Annotated in this window: 9 protein-coding genes; 2 read left to right on the forward strand and 7 right to left on the reverse strand. The window is 64.7% G+C overall.

Features of this window, described 5'->3' with window-relative positions; genetic code table 11:
* Window positions 1-54 precede the first annotated feature (54 nt).
* Window positions 55-969, reverse strand: a complete 915-nt coding sequence (locus A6745_RS00940; protein ID WP_231885867.1) for a LysR family transcriptional regulator — start codon at window positions 967-969, stop codon at window positions 55-57.
* A 69-nt stretch (window positions 970-1,038) separates the two neighbouring features.
* Between A6745_RS00940 and A6745_RS00945 the strand changes: the two genes are divergently transcribed.
* Window positions 1,039-2,484 carry an MFS transporter gene (locus tag A6745_RS00945; RefSeq protein ID WP_231885868.1) on the forward strand — a complete coding sequence of 482 codons (1,446 nt, stop codon included), beginning with the start codon at window positions 1,039-1,041 and terminating at the stop codon, window positions 2,482-2,484.
* A gap of 440 nt (window positions 2,485-2,924) precedes the next feature.
* On the forward strand, window positions 2,925-3,914 hold the full coding sequence (locus A6745_RS00950) for a cation diffusion facilitator family transporter (protein ID WP_066122490.1): 990 nt from the start codon (window positions 2,925-2,927) through the stop codon (window positions 3,912-3,914).
* Between the two features lie 49 nt (window positions 3,915-3,963).
* On the opposite strand, the gene A6745_RS00955 is transcribed toward A6745_RS00950, so the two are convergent.
* From A6745_RS00955 to A6745_RS00980, 6 genes are all read right to left on the reverse strand, one after another.
* Entirely contained in the window at window positions 3,964-6,411 is a 2,448-nt protein-coding gene (locus A6745_RS00955; protein WP_066122493.1) for a heavy metal translocating P-type ATPase, read from the reverse strand.
* A 21-nt stretch (window positions 6,412-6,432) separates the two neighbouring features.
* A complete protein-coding gene (locus tag A6745_RS00960) occupies window positions 6,433-7,854 on the reverse strand; it encodes an ArnT family glycosyltransferase (protein WP_231885869.1) in 1,422 nt (473 codons plus the stop codon).
* A 16-nt stretch (window positions 7,855-7,870) separates the two neighbouring features.
* The gene (locus A6745_RS00965; RefSeq protein WP_066122499.1) at window positions 7,871-8,905 is read right to left on the reverse strand and encodes a glycosyltransferase family 2 protein; all 1,035 of its coding nucleotides are present in this window, start codon (window positions 8,903-8,905) and stop codon (window positions 7,871-7,873) included.
* A 121-nt stretch (window positions 8,906-9,026) separates the two neighbouring features.
* Window positions 9,027-12,185: a CusA/CzcA family heavy metal efflux RND transporter gene (locus tag A6745_RS00970; protein WP_066122502.1), complete on the reverse strand. Its 3,159-nt coding sequence runs from the start codon at window positions 12,183-12,185 to the stop codon at window positions 9,027-9,029.
* A 15-nt stretch (window positions 12,186-12,200) separates the two neighbouring features.
* Window positions 12,201-13,667: an efflux RND transporter periplasmic adaptor subunit gene (locus A6745_RS00975; protein WP_231885870.1), complete on the reverse strand. Its 1,467-nt coding sequence runs from the start codon at window positions 13,665-13,667 to the stop codon at window positions 12,201-12,203.
* A 15-nt stretch (window positions 13,668-13,682) separates the two neighbouring features.
* Complete coding sequence (locus A6745_RS00980) at window positions 13,683-14,849, reverse strand: TolC family protein (protein WP_231885871.1); 1,167 nt, start codon at window positions 14,847-14,849, stop codon at window positions 13,683-13,685.
* Window positions 14,850-14,878 lie beyond the last annotated feature (29 nt).

Consider the following 14,878-nt stretch of genomic DNA (forward strand, 5'->3'; position numbering starts at 1 on the left):
TATTTCTAGAATTATGAAAATAATGGGCTCCAAGATTGCCGGGATCCCAAACGGTTACGACGGGCCATGAACAAAATCCCCAGTCCGTAGACCCGCAACGGTTTCATCGAACTTCGCGCGGAGCCAGCGTTGGGCCGGCGCCACGTCATTGCGCCTGTGCCAGTACAGAGACCAACTGAAAATATCGCTGGAGAACGGCAGGTCGCGACGCGCCAAGCCTGTACCCGCGCGCTCGAACAGCCGCTCGGACAACACCGACACCATGGTTGAACTTCTCAGCAGATGCGGGACAAGCAGCCAGTGCGGGACACTCACGGCGACTCTCCGGGCCTTGCCCATTCTCGCCAGTGCGCTGTCGACATACCGGCCGTCGAGAGGGCTGATCGATACCTTGATGTGATCCTGCTTCAGAAACTTCGGCAGTGTGAGGCGTTCTCGAGCCAGCGGATGATGCGCCGACATGACGCACACCATCCTGTCATCGAGCAAAGGGCTACTGCGCACGGAGGAAGGCAGTTCAAGGTTCATGCTCACGGCCAGGTCGATGTCGTTGGACTCCAGCGCGCTGACCGTATCGACAGGGGGAAGATGCACCACGTCGAGCGTGACGCCCGGCGCCTCGCGCTGCATCAAGCCGAGCAGCCCTGGCATGAGCAGGTAGCCGAGCACATCCGACATGCGAACCCGGAATCGCAGGGTGGACGTCCCCGGATCGAATGAGTTGGGAGACGCGAGCACGCGCTCGGCCTGCCGCAGGAGCTGGCGGACCGGCTCGATGAGTTCCAGTGCCCGCGGCGTAGGCTCCATGCCGTAAGGCGTGCGAATCAACAACTCGTCATTCATCGCATGACGCAGCCTGCGCAGCGCATTGCTCATCGCGGGCTGGCTGAGCCCGACCTGCAACGCCGCGCGCGTGACATGGCGTTCCGCCAACAAGGCGTCGAGCGCGACCAGGAGATTGAGATCCACTCGGCGAAGACTCATCGGAGCCATTAATCCATTTCGTGAATGTGAATATCATTACTATTCATTGTACAGATGATGATGACCCTGGGATCATCGAGCATTCATGAACTGTGTGATGCGGAATGCTTGGCCATGATGACTTCTGCCCCTCCCCATTCGACAGCGGCCGCGGACCTGCCGGTGCCTGCGCGCAAGCGTCTGCTCTGCATGCTTGCGTTGATGAGCGCCGCGATCCTGGCAGCTCTCGATACCACCATCGCCAACACGGCCCTGCCCCAGATTTCGACGGACCTTCGATCCAGCGATGCCGCCATCGTCTGGGTCGCCAATGCCTACCAGATCGCGATGATCGCGGCGTTATTGCCGTTTGCCGCACTGGGCGAATCCATCGGCTATCGAAAGGTGTTCATCGGCGGACTGATCGCCTTTGCCTTGGCATCGGCGATATGCGGCGCAGCCTCGGCGCTGCCGATGCTTGTCGTCGGCCGGGCCATCAAGGGGATGGGCGCAGCGGCCATCATGAGCGTCATTATCGCCTTCATTCGCCATATCTATCCCCCCCACAGGCTGGGCCGCGGGGTCGGCATGAACGCGCTGTTCGTCGCGGTCGGCTTCACGCTGGGCCCCGTCATCGCCTCGATGGTGCTGACGGTTGCCAGCTGGCACTGGCTATTCTTCATCAATGTGCCGGTGGCAGCCTTGTCGATTGCGCTGTCCTTGCGCTTCCTGCCGGATGCCGCAGGCGACCGGCATCGGTTCGAGGTCGTGCCCGCCACGCTATGCGCGGCATTCCTCGGCTTGCTCACGCTGGGGGTGTGCTCGGTCGAAAATGGTGGCGGAGCGGGCTTCGCGCTGATCTCGGTGGGGTTGGCCTGCCTCTGTCTTGTGCTGTTGCTGCGCAGGCAGCGCGGCCATCCAGCGCCGATGCTCGCCGTGGACCTGTTGAGCATTCGCGTCGTACGGCTCTCGTCGCTGACTTCGATCTGCGCGTTTGCCACGCAGTCGCTCGCACTGGTTTCCTTGCCGTTCTTCCTTCAACGGTCGTTGGGCGTGTCCGTGGTCGGTACGGGATTTCTCCTGGCCGCGTGGCCGCTTGTAGTCGGGCTGATGGCACTCGTGGCAGCCCCCTTGAGCGACCGAGGGCGGTTCTCGCCGGGCGTACTGTGCAGTGCCGGCCTTCTTGCCCTGACGGTGGGCATGCTGGCGCTGGCGACGATGCCCCCTGAAACCTCCGAGGCCGGCGTCGCCTTGCGGCTGGCGCTGTGCGGGGCCGGCTTCGGCTTGTTTCAGGCACCCAACATGCGCGAAATCATGAGCAAGTCGCCCACCAACCGCAGCGGTGGCGCAAGCGGGCTGGTAGCGATTTCGCGTCTGTTGGGACAAACCTGTGGCGCTGCCGTGGTCGCTCAGTGTTTTCACTGGTGGCAAGCCACGGGGCCGGTCATGGCGTTATGGCTGGGGGGAGGTTGCGCCCTGCTCGGCAGTTTTTTCAGTGCGATGCGCCTGCACCCGCGCTGAAGGACCTGTTGGACTGAAAGGGGTGAGCCCGTATGCCAGGGGTGAAGCGGCCCGATGTCGATGCCGAGCGCCATCGACCACATTAGGCTTACTGTGCTCGGAACCGTCGACGGGTTCGGCCGCCTGTAGATTGGCCCGCCCTACACGATTCGAACCAGCAGGTACATTTTCCAAAAAAAGGCCAATCTGACTCAAAAACAGACTCAAAAGACATGCCATCGCGGTCCTCTGACAGCGCCATTGAGTACAAGCGGTTGGCCACTGTTCCCAAGCATCGACTGTAGCCCGCCGCGGCGCTGCTCACGATAGATGATGAACCCTCATCTGCCAATAACGGAAAGTGCTGCGCAGCTGAAATTGTCCAGTGAAGATCGATAGAATCCGGGACATGCTCCTCGATGTCTTTGACCTCCAGGACGCCGGCTCAAGGGACGACACATATGCCGAACACCGAACCGCTGGACCAACAGAAGGCTGAGCCCACTCACCATCACAATGAAGGTGGCGCCCATGACCATAACAGTCACAGCCACGATCATGCCGATGGGCACGACCACAAACAGACCGTCACGGCCTCAAACGAACGCCGGCTGAGGCTCGTCTTTCTATTCACCGCAGGCTACGCGATCGTGCAAGCCATAGGCGGCTGGATGTCCGGCTCGCTGGCCCTGATCGCGGATTCGGGCCACATGGTGTCCGATGCCGCCGCGCTCTTGCTGGCGCTGATCGCCTACCGCATCGCGCGCCGCCCGGCGGACGCCACGCGTACCTACGGCTTTCATCGCGTACGCGTCCTTGCCGCCTTGGCCAATGGCGCCGCACTGCTTGCCCTGGTCGCCTGGATCGCTTGGGAAGCCATCGCCCGCATCAACTCGCCAGCCGAAGTTCTGGCGGGCCCCATGCTGATCGTGGCCGTAGTTGGCCTGTTGGTAAATCTTGGGGGAGCCTGGGCGCTATGGTCCGGTGACAAGAGCGACGGCAACCTGCGCGGTGCATTGCTCCATGTCATGGGCGACCTGCTGGGCTCGGTCGGCGCCATCGCGGCGGCCATCGGCATCATGTTAACGGGATGGACCATACTGGACCCTTTGCTGTCCGTCCTGGTCGCGCTGTTGGTCGTGCGTTCCGCCTGGGGCCTCGTCAAGGACTCGATACGGGTGCTGCTGCAAGCGGTACCGCAGGGCGTGGACGCCGAGACGGCCGAGCGCGGCCTGGCCGAATTGCCCGAGATCGCCGAAGCGGGTCACTTCCACGCCTGGACATTGACCGATGACAGTGCAATCGCCACGGTACACGTCAGCCCTGCAATGGGCGTGGATCCACTGTCATTGCCGCCGCTGGTCTCCGCATGGCTGAAGAAGCGCTACGCTATCGATCACGTCACTGTGCAGGTCGATCCGCCAGGACGACTGAACCGCGAACACGGTTAGGATCACCTGCGCGACATTCAAACTGCGCTTTGCGTCTTCTACGTTCGCATCATGCTTGTGTCGGCTCTGTCGCGGGCCGATAAGCCAGCAATCTCAGGGCATTGATCACCACCAGCAGCGTGGAGCCCTCGTGCACCGCCACGGCGGCGCCAATGCTCATTCCCATGATGGTGGCCGGCACGAGGATGGCGACGACACCCAGGCTGACGAACACGTTCTGCCGGATGACCGCTCGGGTATGCCGGCTCAGGCCGACCGCGAAAGGCAGCTTGCGCAGGTCATCCGACATGAGGGCCACGTCAGCGGTCTCCAGCGCCACGTCCGAACCCGCCGCGCCCATGGCGATACCGACGGTGGCACTGGCCATGGCCGGTGCGTCGTTCACCCCATCACCGACCATGGCGACCTTCGTCTCGGCCCCCATCTCCTTGATGGCATCGACCTTGTCCTGCGGCATGAGATCTCCCCATGCTTCGTCCAGGCCCACCTCGTCCGCGACGGCCTGCGCGACCTTCTGGTGATCGCCCGAGATCATGATCATGCGCGAGATACCGACGTCACGCAGCGCCTGCAAGGCTTCGCGCGCCCCTTCTCGGGGCGTGTCGAGCAGGCCGATCACGCCGAGATCACGACTGCCCATGCGCACCGCCATGGTCGTGCGGCCCGCGTTGCGCAGCGTGGTGATCGCGCGCTCGGCCTCGTTGCCCAGCGGCGCGCCATCCTGACCGAACCACTCCGCCTTGCCGACCCACACCGTTTCGCCGGCGACCCGGGCCATCAACCCTCGCCCCGTCAGGCTTTCGACGGCATCCGCGCGTAGGTCAAGCTCGGTCGCGTCCAACAACTCGCGGCCATCACGGGTGATCGCTGCCGCCAGGGGATGATCGCTCTGCGATTCGACCGCCACCGCCACACGCAACAGCTCCTGCCTGGTCGTACCGCAGACGGGCATCACATCCGTGATGCGCGGACGGCCTTGCGTCAATGTCCCTGTCTTGTCGAAGGCCATCGCATCCAGGCCGCCGAGCATCTCCAGTGGCGCCCCGCCCTTGATCAGCACGCCGCCGCGCGCGGCCCGGGCAATGCCGGACAGCACCGCGCTGGGCGTGGCGATGGCCAGCGCGCACGGGCTGGCGGCCACGAGTACCGCCATGGCGCGATAGAAGCTGTCGCGGAATGGTTCATCGACCACGACCCACGAGAACAACATCGCCACCGCCAGCAACAGCACCGATGGGACGAAGATGCGTTCGAACCTGTCGGTCATGCGTTGAGTGGGTGACTTCCGGACCTCGGCCTGGGCGACCATCTTCACGACACGCGCCAGCGTCGACTCCGAAGACAGCCGGGTGACTTCGATCTCGATGGCGCTTGCGCCGTTGATCGTGCCAGCGAAGGTCCGGGACTGCGCATCGATGGCATCGGGACGCTGCCTTGCAACAGCAGGATCCGTCACCGGCCGCTTGTCCACCGGCATGCTTTCACCGGTGACGGGAGCCTGGTCGATGCTGGTCGTCCCCCGCGTGATGAACCCATCCGCCGGCACCCGCTCGTTGGGCCGCACGAGGATGACATCGCCCACGACCAGCTCATCCACGGGTATTTCGCGGGTCATGCCGTCGCGGCGCACCGTGGCGGTCTTGGGCGCCAGGGCTGCCAAGGCCTCGATGGCCCGCTTCGCACGCCCCATGGCGTAGTGCTCCAGCGCATGCCCCAGACTGAACAGGAACAACAGCAACGCGCCCTCGGCCCATGCTCCCAGCGCGGCCGCACCCGCCGCGGCCACCAGCATCAAGGTATCGATCTCGAAACGGCGCAGCCGCAGATTGTCCAAGGCCTCGCGCAACGTGAAGAAGCCGCCGGCCACGTAGGCCGCCATGAAGCACGCCAACGGCAGCCAGGCCGCCAGGGCAGGCCAGAACTTCTCCACGGCGACGCCCAGACCCAGCAAGGCGCCGCATGCCAGGGAAAACGCCAACTCGCTGCGAGGACCAAGCCAGGCGCCATGATCGTGATTGTCCTCATCGCCACCGCGGGACGCATCCCGCGGGGCTTCAGCGGGCGTCACATCCAGGGATGCCAATTCGGACAGAATGACGCCCTCATCCACCCGCTGCCGGTCGAACTCCACGCGTACCTCGCCGGTGGCATCGACGTCTGCATCGACCACGCCTGTCACCCCGCGCAGATGGGCACTCACGGTGGCGGCCCGCCGCATATGCGTAATGCCGCGCATGCGCCAGGCAGCATGGCCGAACCGTCCCGATACCTCGGCGCCGGCGGCGATGACGATCGCCCGAATGCGGGACATCGACAGACGCTGCGGATCGTAGTGAATGCAAAGCTGCGCGGGCTGCCCCGCCGGACTCTCTACATGCACACGCTCGACATCGCGACGCGCCTCGAGCGCGCCGATCAGTCGTGCGACGCAGGCATCCGAAGCACCGCTGGCAGCGGGTAGCACAATGGGAACATCCAGGCGAAGGGTATCGGTCATATCATCAGGTTCACTGGAAAGTCACTGGGCGCAGCCCTGGATCTCGTACAGGGTGTATCGCTTGCTGGAGTACACCGCCCGCGCGGTGACGCCAGGCGCCGCCAGCATGGGCCAGGGCCGATCACGGCGAACCGCCGTCAGCATCCCGCCACCGCGACAGAATGGCCGCAGGTCAGCCGTGTCCCAAGGCAGCAGGACAGCGGTGCCCGCCGAGTAGTAACGGGCCGAAAATGGCCGCTCCCCCACGTAGTACAGCGTCTGGTCTGCATTCCTGAGGGCAGCCGCGGCCTGAACGAGCCCCTTCTCGGTCTTGAAATGCAAGGGGTCCCCCAGCGCCTGGATACTGAGCACCGCCGCCGCCGAGGGAACCAACAGCATGCCGGCCAGCAATGCCCGGTTGGCCAGGCACACGAAGCGGCCCGGCTGCCATGCCGCCAAGCCACATCCCAGCAATAGCGCCACCGCGGGAAGACTCGGCAACACGTAGGTCCACAGAATGTTCCCGGACAGCGTGAACAGGGCCGGCGCCGCGATCGCCCACAGCAACAGGTACCGTCGTCCGCCATCCGCGAGCGACGCGCGCACGGCCTGACGTGCGGCGGGCCGGAACAACGCCAGAACCCCCGCTCCGATGATCAGGATGCTCCAGGGCGCGGCCGCACCGATCCAATCCAGCCATATCGCGCCCAACGCACGCGCATGGGCCGTCCCGTACAAATCTCCTTCCCAGCCCGAATCGACGAACCGCAGGAAGTGCTCTCCGACAATGAAGTACTGCAGAAAGCCCGGCGTCTTGAACTCGGCGGCTACATACCAAGGCAATGCCACCAACATTGCCAGAGGGATGCCCAGCCCCCAAGGCAATGCCCGCAACGGTCCGCGCCAATCACGTTGCCAGAGCATCCAGCCCGCGCAGACGCCGCCAATCAGCACGACGGCCAACGGGCCCTTGGCCAACATGCCCAGTCCCAGGCCCAGGAAAAATCCTAACCCCTGATACCAAGGCCCATCCCGTCTTGCCGATATGAACGACAGCATCGACAACGTGACGGCAAAGGCCAGGAACGGATCGGTCAGCACAGCGCCCGCGCTGAGCAGGGGCAGGAGCATCGTCGCAAGCACCAGAGCCGACCATCTCGCGGCAGATTGGCCGAACATGCCTCGCGCGAACGAATACACCATGGCAAGCAATGCCGCCATCGCCAGGAAAGCGGGCAAGCGCACGGCGAACTCGCTCACACCGAACAGCTTGATGCTCAACGCCTGGGCCCAGAACGCCAGCGGCGGCTTGCCCCAGAACGGCACACCGGGTTCGAACCACGGCGTGATCCAGTCATTGGTCTGCGCCATCAACCGCGCCACTTCGGCATACCTCGGTTCGGAGGTATCCGCCAAAGGCAGCACCGCCATCGAGAACAACCTGGCCACGGCGGCGACGCCCATGACCGACCAGAACACCTTACTGCTGACGCGCATCGACCAACTCCAAATGCGCACCGCGCGTCTCAGCCCGCTCGGCCGTTTCCAGAATCTCGCTCACCAGATAGATCGGACGCTGCTTGGTCTCGATGTAGACCTTGCCCAGGTACTCGCCCAGCAGGCCGATGGTCACCAGCTGAATGCCGCTGAACAAGGTGATCACGGCCATCAACGAGGGATAGCCGGGCGCCTGATGACCCAGTATCAGCGTCTTCAACACGATGGTCAGCCCGAAGATGCCTCCCGACAGCGCGACGAGCACCCCGATCCCCGTGGCCCAACGCAAGGGACGTGCGGAGAACGATGTGATGCCTTCCAACGCCAGTCCGAACAACGCGAAGTAACTCCACTTGGTGCTGCCCGCCGCCCGTGGCGCCCGGTCGTAGTCGATGACCCGGGTCGGCATGCCGACCCACGCATACAGGCCTTTCATGTAGCGGCATCGTTCGGGCAGGCTCAGCAGCGCATCCACCGCGCGCCGGCTCATCAGGCGAAAGTCACCGGTATCCGCGGGGATATCGGCGCGGCTCACCCTGCGCAGCACGCGATAGAACAGGTGCGCCGACAGGCGCTTGAGCCAGCCGTCGCCCTGCCGCGACCGGCGCCGCATGCAGACCACATCGGCCCCGTCCCGCCAGGCCCGCAGCATGTCGGGAATCAGTTCGGGAGGATCCTGCAGATCAGCATCCAGCACGATGACGGCGTCGCCGCGGGCATGGGCCAGGCCGGCCGTCATGGCCGCCTCCTTGCCGAAATTGCGGCTAAGGCGCACGACGCGGATCGCGGGATTGGCGCGCATCGCGCCACGCAACCACGCGACGCTGTCATCCGTGCTGCCGTCGTCGACGAAGACAAGCTCGTAGGACTCTCGCTGTTGCTCCAGCAACGAAACGAGCCGAAGCACGCACAGCGGCAGGACATCGAGCTCGTTCAGGAAGGGAATGACGATGGACAGGCAGTCCGGCGGCGTATGCCCGGCCCCCGGATGCCGCGAAAAACGTGCGTGGTCTTGCATGGAAGTCGCAGTAAGAATGACGAAGCGCCACTCTATAAGTGGCGCTGCGACAATCCCTGGACTCGTACATTACAAATTTGAAAGCCTGCGGAAGGGTGCTTCCGCAGGCTCACCGGATGAGTCAAGACGGCAGCTTGGCTTGCTCCAACTCCAGCTCCTCGGGATCCTTGCGATGCAGCCACCGATACAGGGCGGGCAGCACCAGCAGCGTCAGGATGGTCGAGGAAATGATGCCGCCGATGACGACCGTGGCCAGCGGCCGCTGCACCTCGGCCCCCGTGCCCGTCGCCAGCGCCATCGGCACGAAGCCCAACGACGCCACCAGCGCGGTCATGAGCACCGGCCTCAGACGCGTCAGCGATCCTTCACGCACCGCGACCTCCAGCGGCCGCCCCTCCTCGCGCAGCGTGCGGATGAAGGAAAGCAGCACCAGACCGTTGAGCACCGCCACCCCGCACAGTGCGATGAAGCCGACCGCCGCGGTGATGGACAGCGGCAATCCCCTGATCCACAACGACAGGATGCCACCCGTCAACGCGAACGGAATGCCGGTGAAGACGATCAGGCCGTCCTTGACGTTGCCGAACATGGCGAACAGCAGCGCGAACACCAGCACCAACGCCGCCGGCACGACGATCTTCAGGCGGTTGGTGGCCGACTCGAGCTGTTCAAACGTGCCGCCCCAGGCTGTCCAGTACCCCGCCGGAATGCGGACCTGCGCAATCGCCTGCTCGGCCTCCTGAACGAACGAGCCCAGGTCGCGGCCACGCACGTTCGCGCTGACCACGATGCGACGCTTGCCATCCTCGCGCGACACCTGGTTCGGTCCGGGCGCCAAGGTCAACGAGGCCAGCTCGGACAGCGGGACGTAGGCCGTGGGTTGCCCCTCCACGGCGGGCAGGGCAATGGGCAGCCTGCGCAGTGCATCCACGTCCTCGCGCACGTTCTCCGGCAGACGCACCACCACCTTGAAACGACGGTCGCCCTGGAAGAACGTACCGGCCTCCTTGCCGCCCACGGCGATCGCGATCGTGTCCTGCACATCGGACATGCTCAGGCCATAGCGCGCCGCCTTGGCGCGGTCGATATCGATGGTCAGCATGGGCAGGCCGGTAGTCTGCTCCACCTTCACTTCCGATGCACCGGATACCTTCTGCAGCGCCTCGGAGATCTCCAGTGCGGTCTTATTCAGCACATCGTTGTCGTCGCCGAAGATCTTGACCGCCACGTCGCTGCGCACCCCCGAGATCAGTTCATTGAAGCGCAGCTGGATGGGCTGCGAGAACTCGTAGACGTTGCCCGGCATCTTGGCCGCTTCTTCCTGGATCGCGGCCAGCAGCTCCCCATGCGTCTTACGCGGTTCGGGCCACTGGTCCAGCGGCTTGAGCATGATGTAGCCGTCCGAGATGTTCGGCGGCATGGCGTCGGAGGCAATCTCCGCCGTACCGGTACGCGCGAACACCCGCTCGATTTCCGGGAATTTCTCCTTCAGCCTAACCTCCAGGCGGCTTTGCATCTCCAGCGATTGCGTCAGGCTCGTCCCCGGAATGCGCAGCGCCTGGATGGCGATGTCGCCCTCATTCAGGTTCGGAATGAACTCGCTGCCCAGCCGCGTGGCCAGGAATCCGCACAGCACCAGCAAGGCCAGCGCGCCGCCCAGCATGGCCGGCGTGCGGCGCAACGCCAGATCCAGCAGCGGCTCGTAGCGGCGCCGCGCCCACGACATCACACGGATCTCCTTCTCGGAGACGCGCTTGCCGATGAACAGGGCCACGGCGGCGGGGACGAACGTCACAGACAGGATCATCGCGCCCAGCAGGGCCATCACCACCGTCAGCGCCATCGGATGGAACATGCGCCCCTCGACGCCGCTCAAGGCGAAGATCGGCAGATACACCACCATGATGATCAACTGGCCGAACAGCAGCGGACGCCGGGCCTCTCGAGCCGCCGCGAAGACTTCTTGGAAACGCTCGCTGCGCGTCAGCGGACGGCGATGATGCTCCTGCGCATGGCTGAGGCGCCTGACACAGTTCTCCACGATCACCACCGCGCCATCGACGATGATGCCGAAGTCCAGCGCCCCCAGGCTCATCAGGTTGGCGCTGACCTTGTACGTGACCATCCCCGTGAACGTGAACAGCATGGACAGCGGAATCACCATCGCGGTGATCAGCGCGGCACGGATGTTGCCCAGGAACAGGAAGAGGATCACGATGACCAGCGTCGCGCCTTCGACCAGGTTCTTCTTCACCGTGGAGATGGCCTTGTCCACCAGCGTGGAGCGGTCATAGACCGGAATCGCCTTCACGCCTTCCGGCATGGTCTTGTTGATGGCCGCCAGGCGGTCGGACACGGCCTGCGACACGGCGCGGCTGTTCTCGCCGATCAGCATGAACACCGTGCCCAGCACGACCTCCTTACCGTTGTCGGTGGCCGCGCCGCTGCGCAGTTCACGGCCGATCGTCACGTCCGCGACGTCGCCGACGCGGATGGCCTGCCCCTGGACGGCGGTCAGCACGATCTGCCGGATATCCTCGATCGATTGCACCTGGCCCGGCGCGCGAATCAGGTACTGCTCTCCCTTGCGCTCGATATAGCCCGCCCCGACGTTCGCATTGTTGCGGTCCAGCGCCGTCATGATGTCGGCCAGAGACAGGCCATACGACGCCAGTTTCTCGGTGTTGGGCGCCACCTGGTATTCCTTGGCGAAGCCGCCGATGGTGTTGACCTCGGTCACCCCTGGCACATTGCGCATCTGCGGCTTGATCACCCAGTCCTGGATCTCGCGCAGATCCGTCGGCGTATAGGCGGAGCCGTCCGACTTGCGGGCGTCCGGTTCGGCCTCGACCGTCCAGAGGAAGATTTCCCCCAGCCCCGTCGAGATCGGCCCCATGACCGGCGTGATGCCGTCCGGCAGATTTTCCTTGGCCTCCTGCAGGCGCTGGCTGACCAGTTGCCGCGCGAAGTAGATGTCGGTGCTGTCGTCGAAGATCACCGTCGTCTGCGACAGCCCGTAGCGCGACAGCGAACGGGTCTGCTGCAGCCCGGGCAGGCCCGCCATGACGATTTCGATCGGATAGGTGATGCGCTGCTCGGTTTCCAGCGGTGAATAACCGGGCGCGCTGACGTTGATCTGCACCTGCACGTTCGTGATGTCAGGCACCGCGTCGATGGCCAGGCGGTTGTAATTGAACACGCCGATCGCCGCCATGGCCAGGCTGACGAACAACACCAACCATCGCTGCTCGATGGCGAAACGGATAAGACGTTCAAACATGTCGCGTCGCTCCGTTCAATGGCCGTGTTCGGCGCTGGCCTTGCCGAGCTCGGACTTCAGCACGAAGGTGTTCTGCGTGGCGTAGGTTGTTCCCGGCGCCAGGCCCGAGATAACCTCGACCTCTTTGCCCGACGTCTTGCCCAAGGTGACCGGCTGCGGCAGAAATCCGCCCGGCACGGCGATGAAAACCGTCGGTTTGTCCTCGACCGTCTGCACGGCATCGGCCGGAACAGCCACCGCCACGTCGGCGCTGTCGACCACCACATTGACCGACACGAACAGGCCCGGACGCCAGGCCGACTCGGGATTGTCCAGCGTGACGCGGGCCGTGGCGGTGCGGGTCTGTTGGCCCAGCAACGAACCGATGTACGACACCTTGCCATGCGCCGTCTGCTCGAACGCGGTGGAGCTGACCTGCGCCGACTCGCCCACGCGCACCTGCTGCAGGTCCTTGGGCGCGATCAGGAATTCGGCCCAGACCGTGGTCAGGTCGGAAATCGTGAAGATGTTGGCGGTATCGGGCAGGGCCTCGCCCAGGGCGATGTGCTTCTCCACGACGATGCCGTCGAACGGCGCTCGCACTTCCAGCAGGCTGCGGTCCTTCGCGCGCGATGCGCCGCCGATGGCGCGCAACTTCTGCTCGGCGTTCTGCACGGCGATCTGCGCCTCCTGCAAGGCGGTTCGCGCCTGCTGGAAGTCCTGTTCCGCCGAGACCTGTTCCTTCCAGAGCTTCTGCTCACGATCGTACGTGGTGCGCGCCAGTTCGCGGCGACGCGTCGCCGCCTCCAGCTCGCTGCGCATTTCAGACAGGGTCGGGCTGGAGATGGTCGCCAGCAGGTCGCCCTTCTTCACCGCCTGCCCCAGCTCGGCCGACACCTGCTGGACCACACCCGCCACGCGCGGCACCACGTGCGCCGTGCGGTCCGCGTTGAACTTCACCTCGCCGGGAAAGCGCGCGCTGGTGGCCACATTCCCCTGACCGGCTTCCGATGTCTTGATACCCGCATTGGCGATCTGTTCCGCAGTCAGGGCAATCAGCCCCTCATCCTTGTGGAACTCAGCACGCAACGGCGCGGTCCGGCCTGGCCACTTCACCTCGACGTCGATATCGAAGAAATGCGGCTCATCGATGCTGCCCGCGCTGGACACTACGCCAGGCTCCACCATCATCTTCAACGGCTCCGGCTTCGAACCAGGACGGTTCAGCACCGCGCTGACGGTCAGATCCGCCGGCTTCACCGGCTTGCCGCCGGCCGTCACCCACACTTGCAGGCGGCTCTGGCCATTGGCTTCCGCCACGTTGAGTTCGACGGCATCGCTGCCATCCTGGGTGACCACGCCGCCATTCGGGCCGGAGGCTTTCGCCTCGCTGCCCTCGGCGGCATGCCCGGCCTCTTCGGCCCAGGCCATCGGCTGACCGAACAAAGCGGCGGCCAGCACCAGGATACGCACTGAAGAAAGTAAAGGGGGACGACGGGTCATGGATTGCTCTTTCATTTATCGGCCAATGATGCGATCGATCTGCGCCCGGGCCTGATAAGCCTCGGCCAGAACGTTCAGGTAGGAGACGTTGCCCTGCGACAGCGCGCGCTGTGCGTCCAGGACTTCCAGGTAGCCCATCTTTCCGGCCTCGAAGCCTTTTCGCGCGGCGTCGAATGCCTGGGCCGCGCCAGGGAGCACGGCGTCCCGATACTCCTGCGCGGACGCCACGGCCAGGTCGTAGCGCGATGCGGCCTGAAGCAGTTCGGAGGTATTGCGGGCCGTCATGTCCCGATAGACGTCCTGCGCCTTGTAGGCGCGCATGGAGGCGGCATAGACGTTGCCTTGATTCCGATCGAACAAAGGCAACGGAATCGAAACGCCCACTTGTCCGCGATTGCGGCCCATCTCGTTGTCCCGCGCCACGCCAGCGCTCAGCGTGATGTCGGGAAAGCGCTTGCTGCGTTCGACCTCCAGTTCGGCCTGGCTCAGTTCCACAGTGGTGCGGCTGGACGCCATGCGCGGCGAAGCGTTCAGGCTGTTGCGCAGCTCGTCGAGCGAGGGCCGGGCCGGAAGACTGTCCAGATCGGCGTCGACTTTCTCGAATCCCGGCGTGCTCTCGCCCCAGGACAGCACCAGCGTACGGCGGGAGTCTTCCAAGGCGATCCGCGCCGCCCGCTCGGCCAGGCGCGCATTGCTGACCTCGACGTCCGCGCGAGTGCGCTCGATGGGCGCCGCCTTGCCAGACTCCACGCGTTGGGTCGCGATCCGCTGCGCCTGTCGCGCGACATCCAGCGAAATGCCCGCCACCCGGACGTTTTCCTGTGCCACGGCGACGTCGAAGAATGCCGCCATGACCGATGCGCGCACCTCCGCGCGGCTGGCGTCGGCATCCAAACGCGCGACGTCGCGTGCCAGCCGTGCCGCTTCGGTCCGCGCGCCACGCTTGCCGCCCAACTCGATGGGCACGCTGAGCATGGTCGTGGTCGTGCGCGTCGCCTTCTTCTGGTCCTCGACACTGACGTCCAGACTGGGGTTAGGGATCAGGCCCGCCTGCTCGAGCAGGCCATCCGCGGCCTTGGCCTCGTTACGCGCCGCGGACAACAGGGGGCTGTCTTCCAACGCACGATCCAGGGCTTGTTGCAGCGTCAGTACACCCGTGACCGACGCCGAGGGCTGAAGCACGGCGGACGCGCCGCTATCTCCAGATTGGG

This window comes from Bordetella ansorpii, from assembly GCF_900078705.1.
Classification (GTDB): Bacteria; Pseudomonadota; Gammaproteobacteria; order Burkholderiales; family Burkholderiaceae_B; genus Bordetella; species Bordetella ansorpii_A.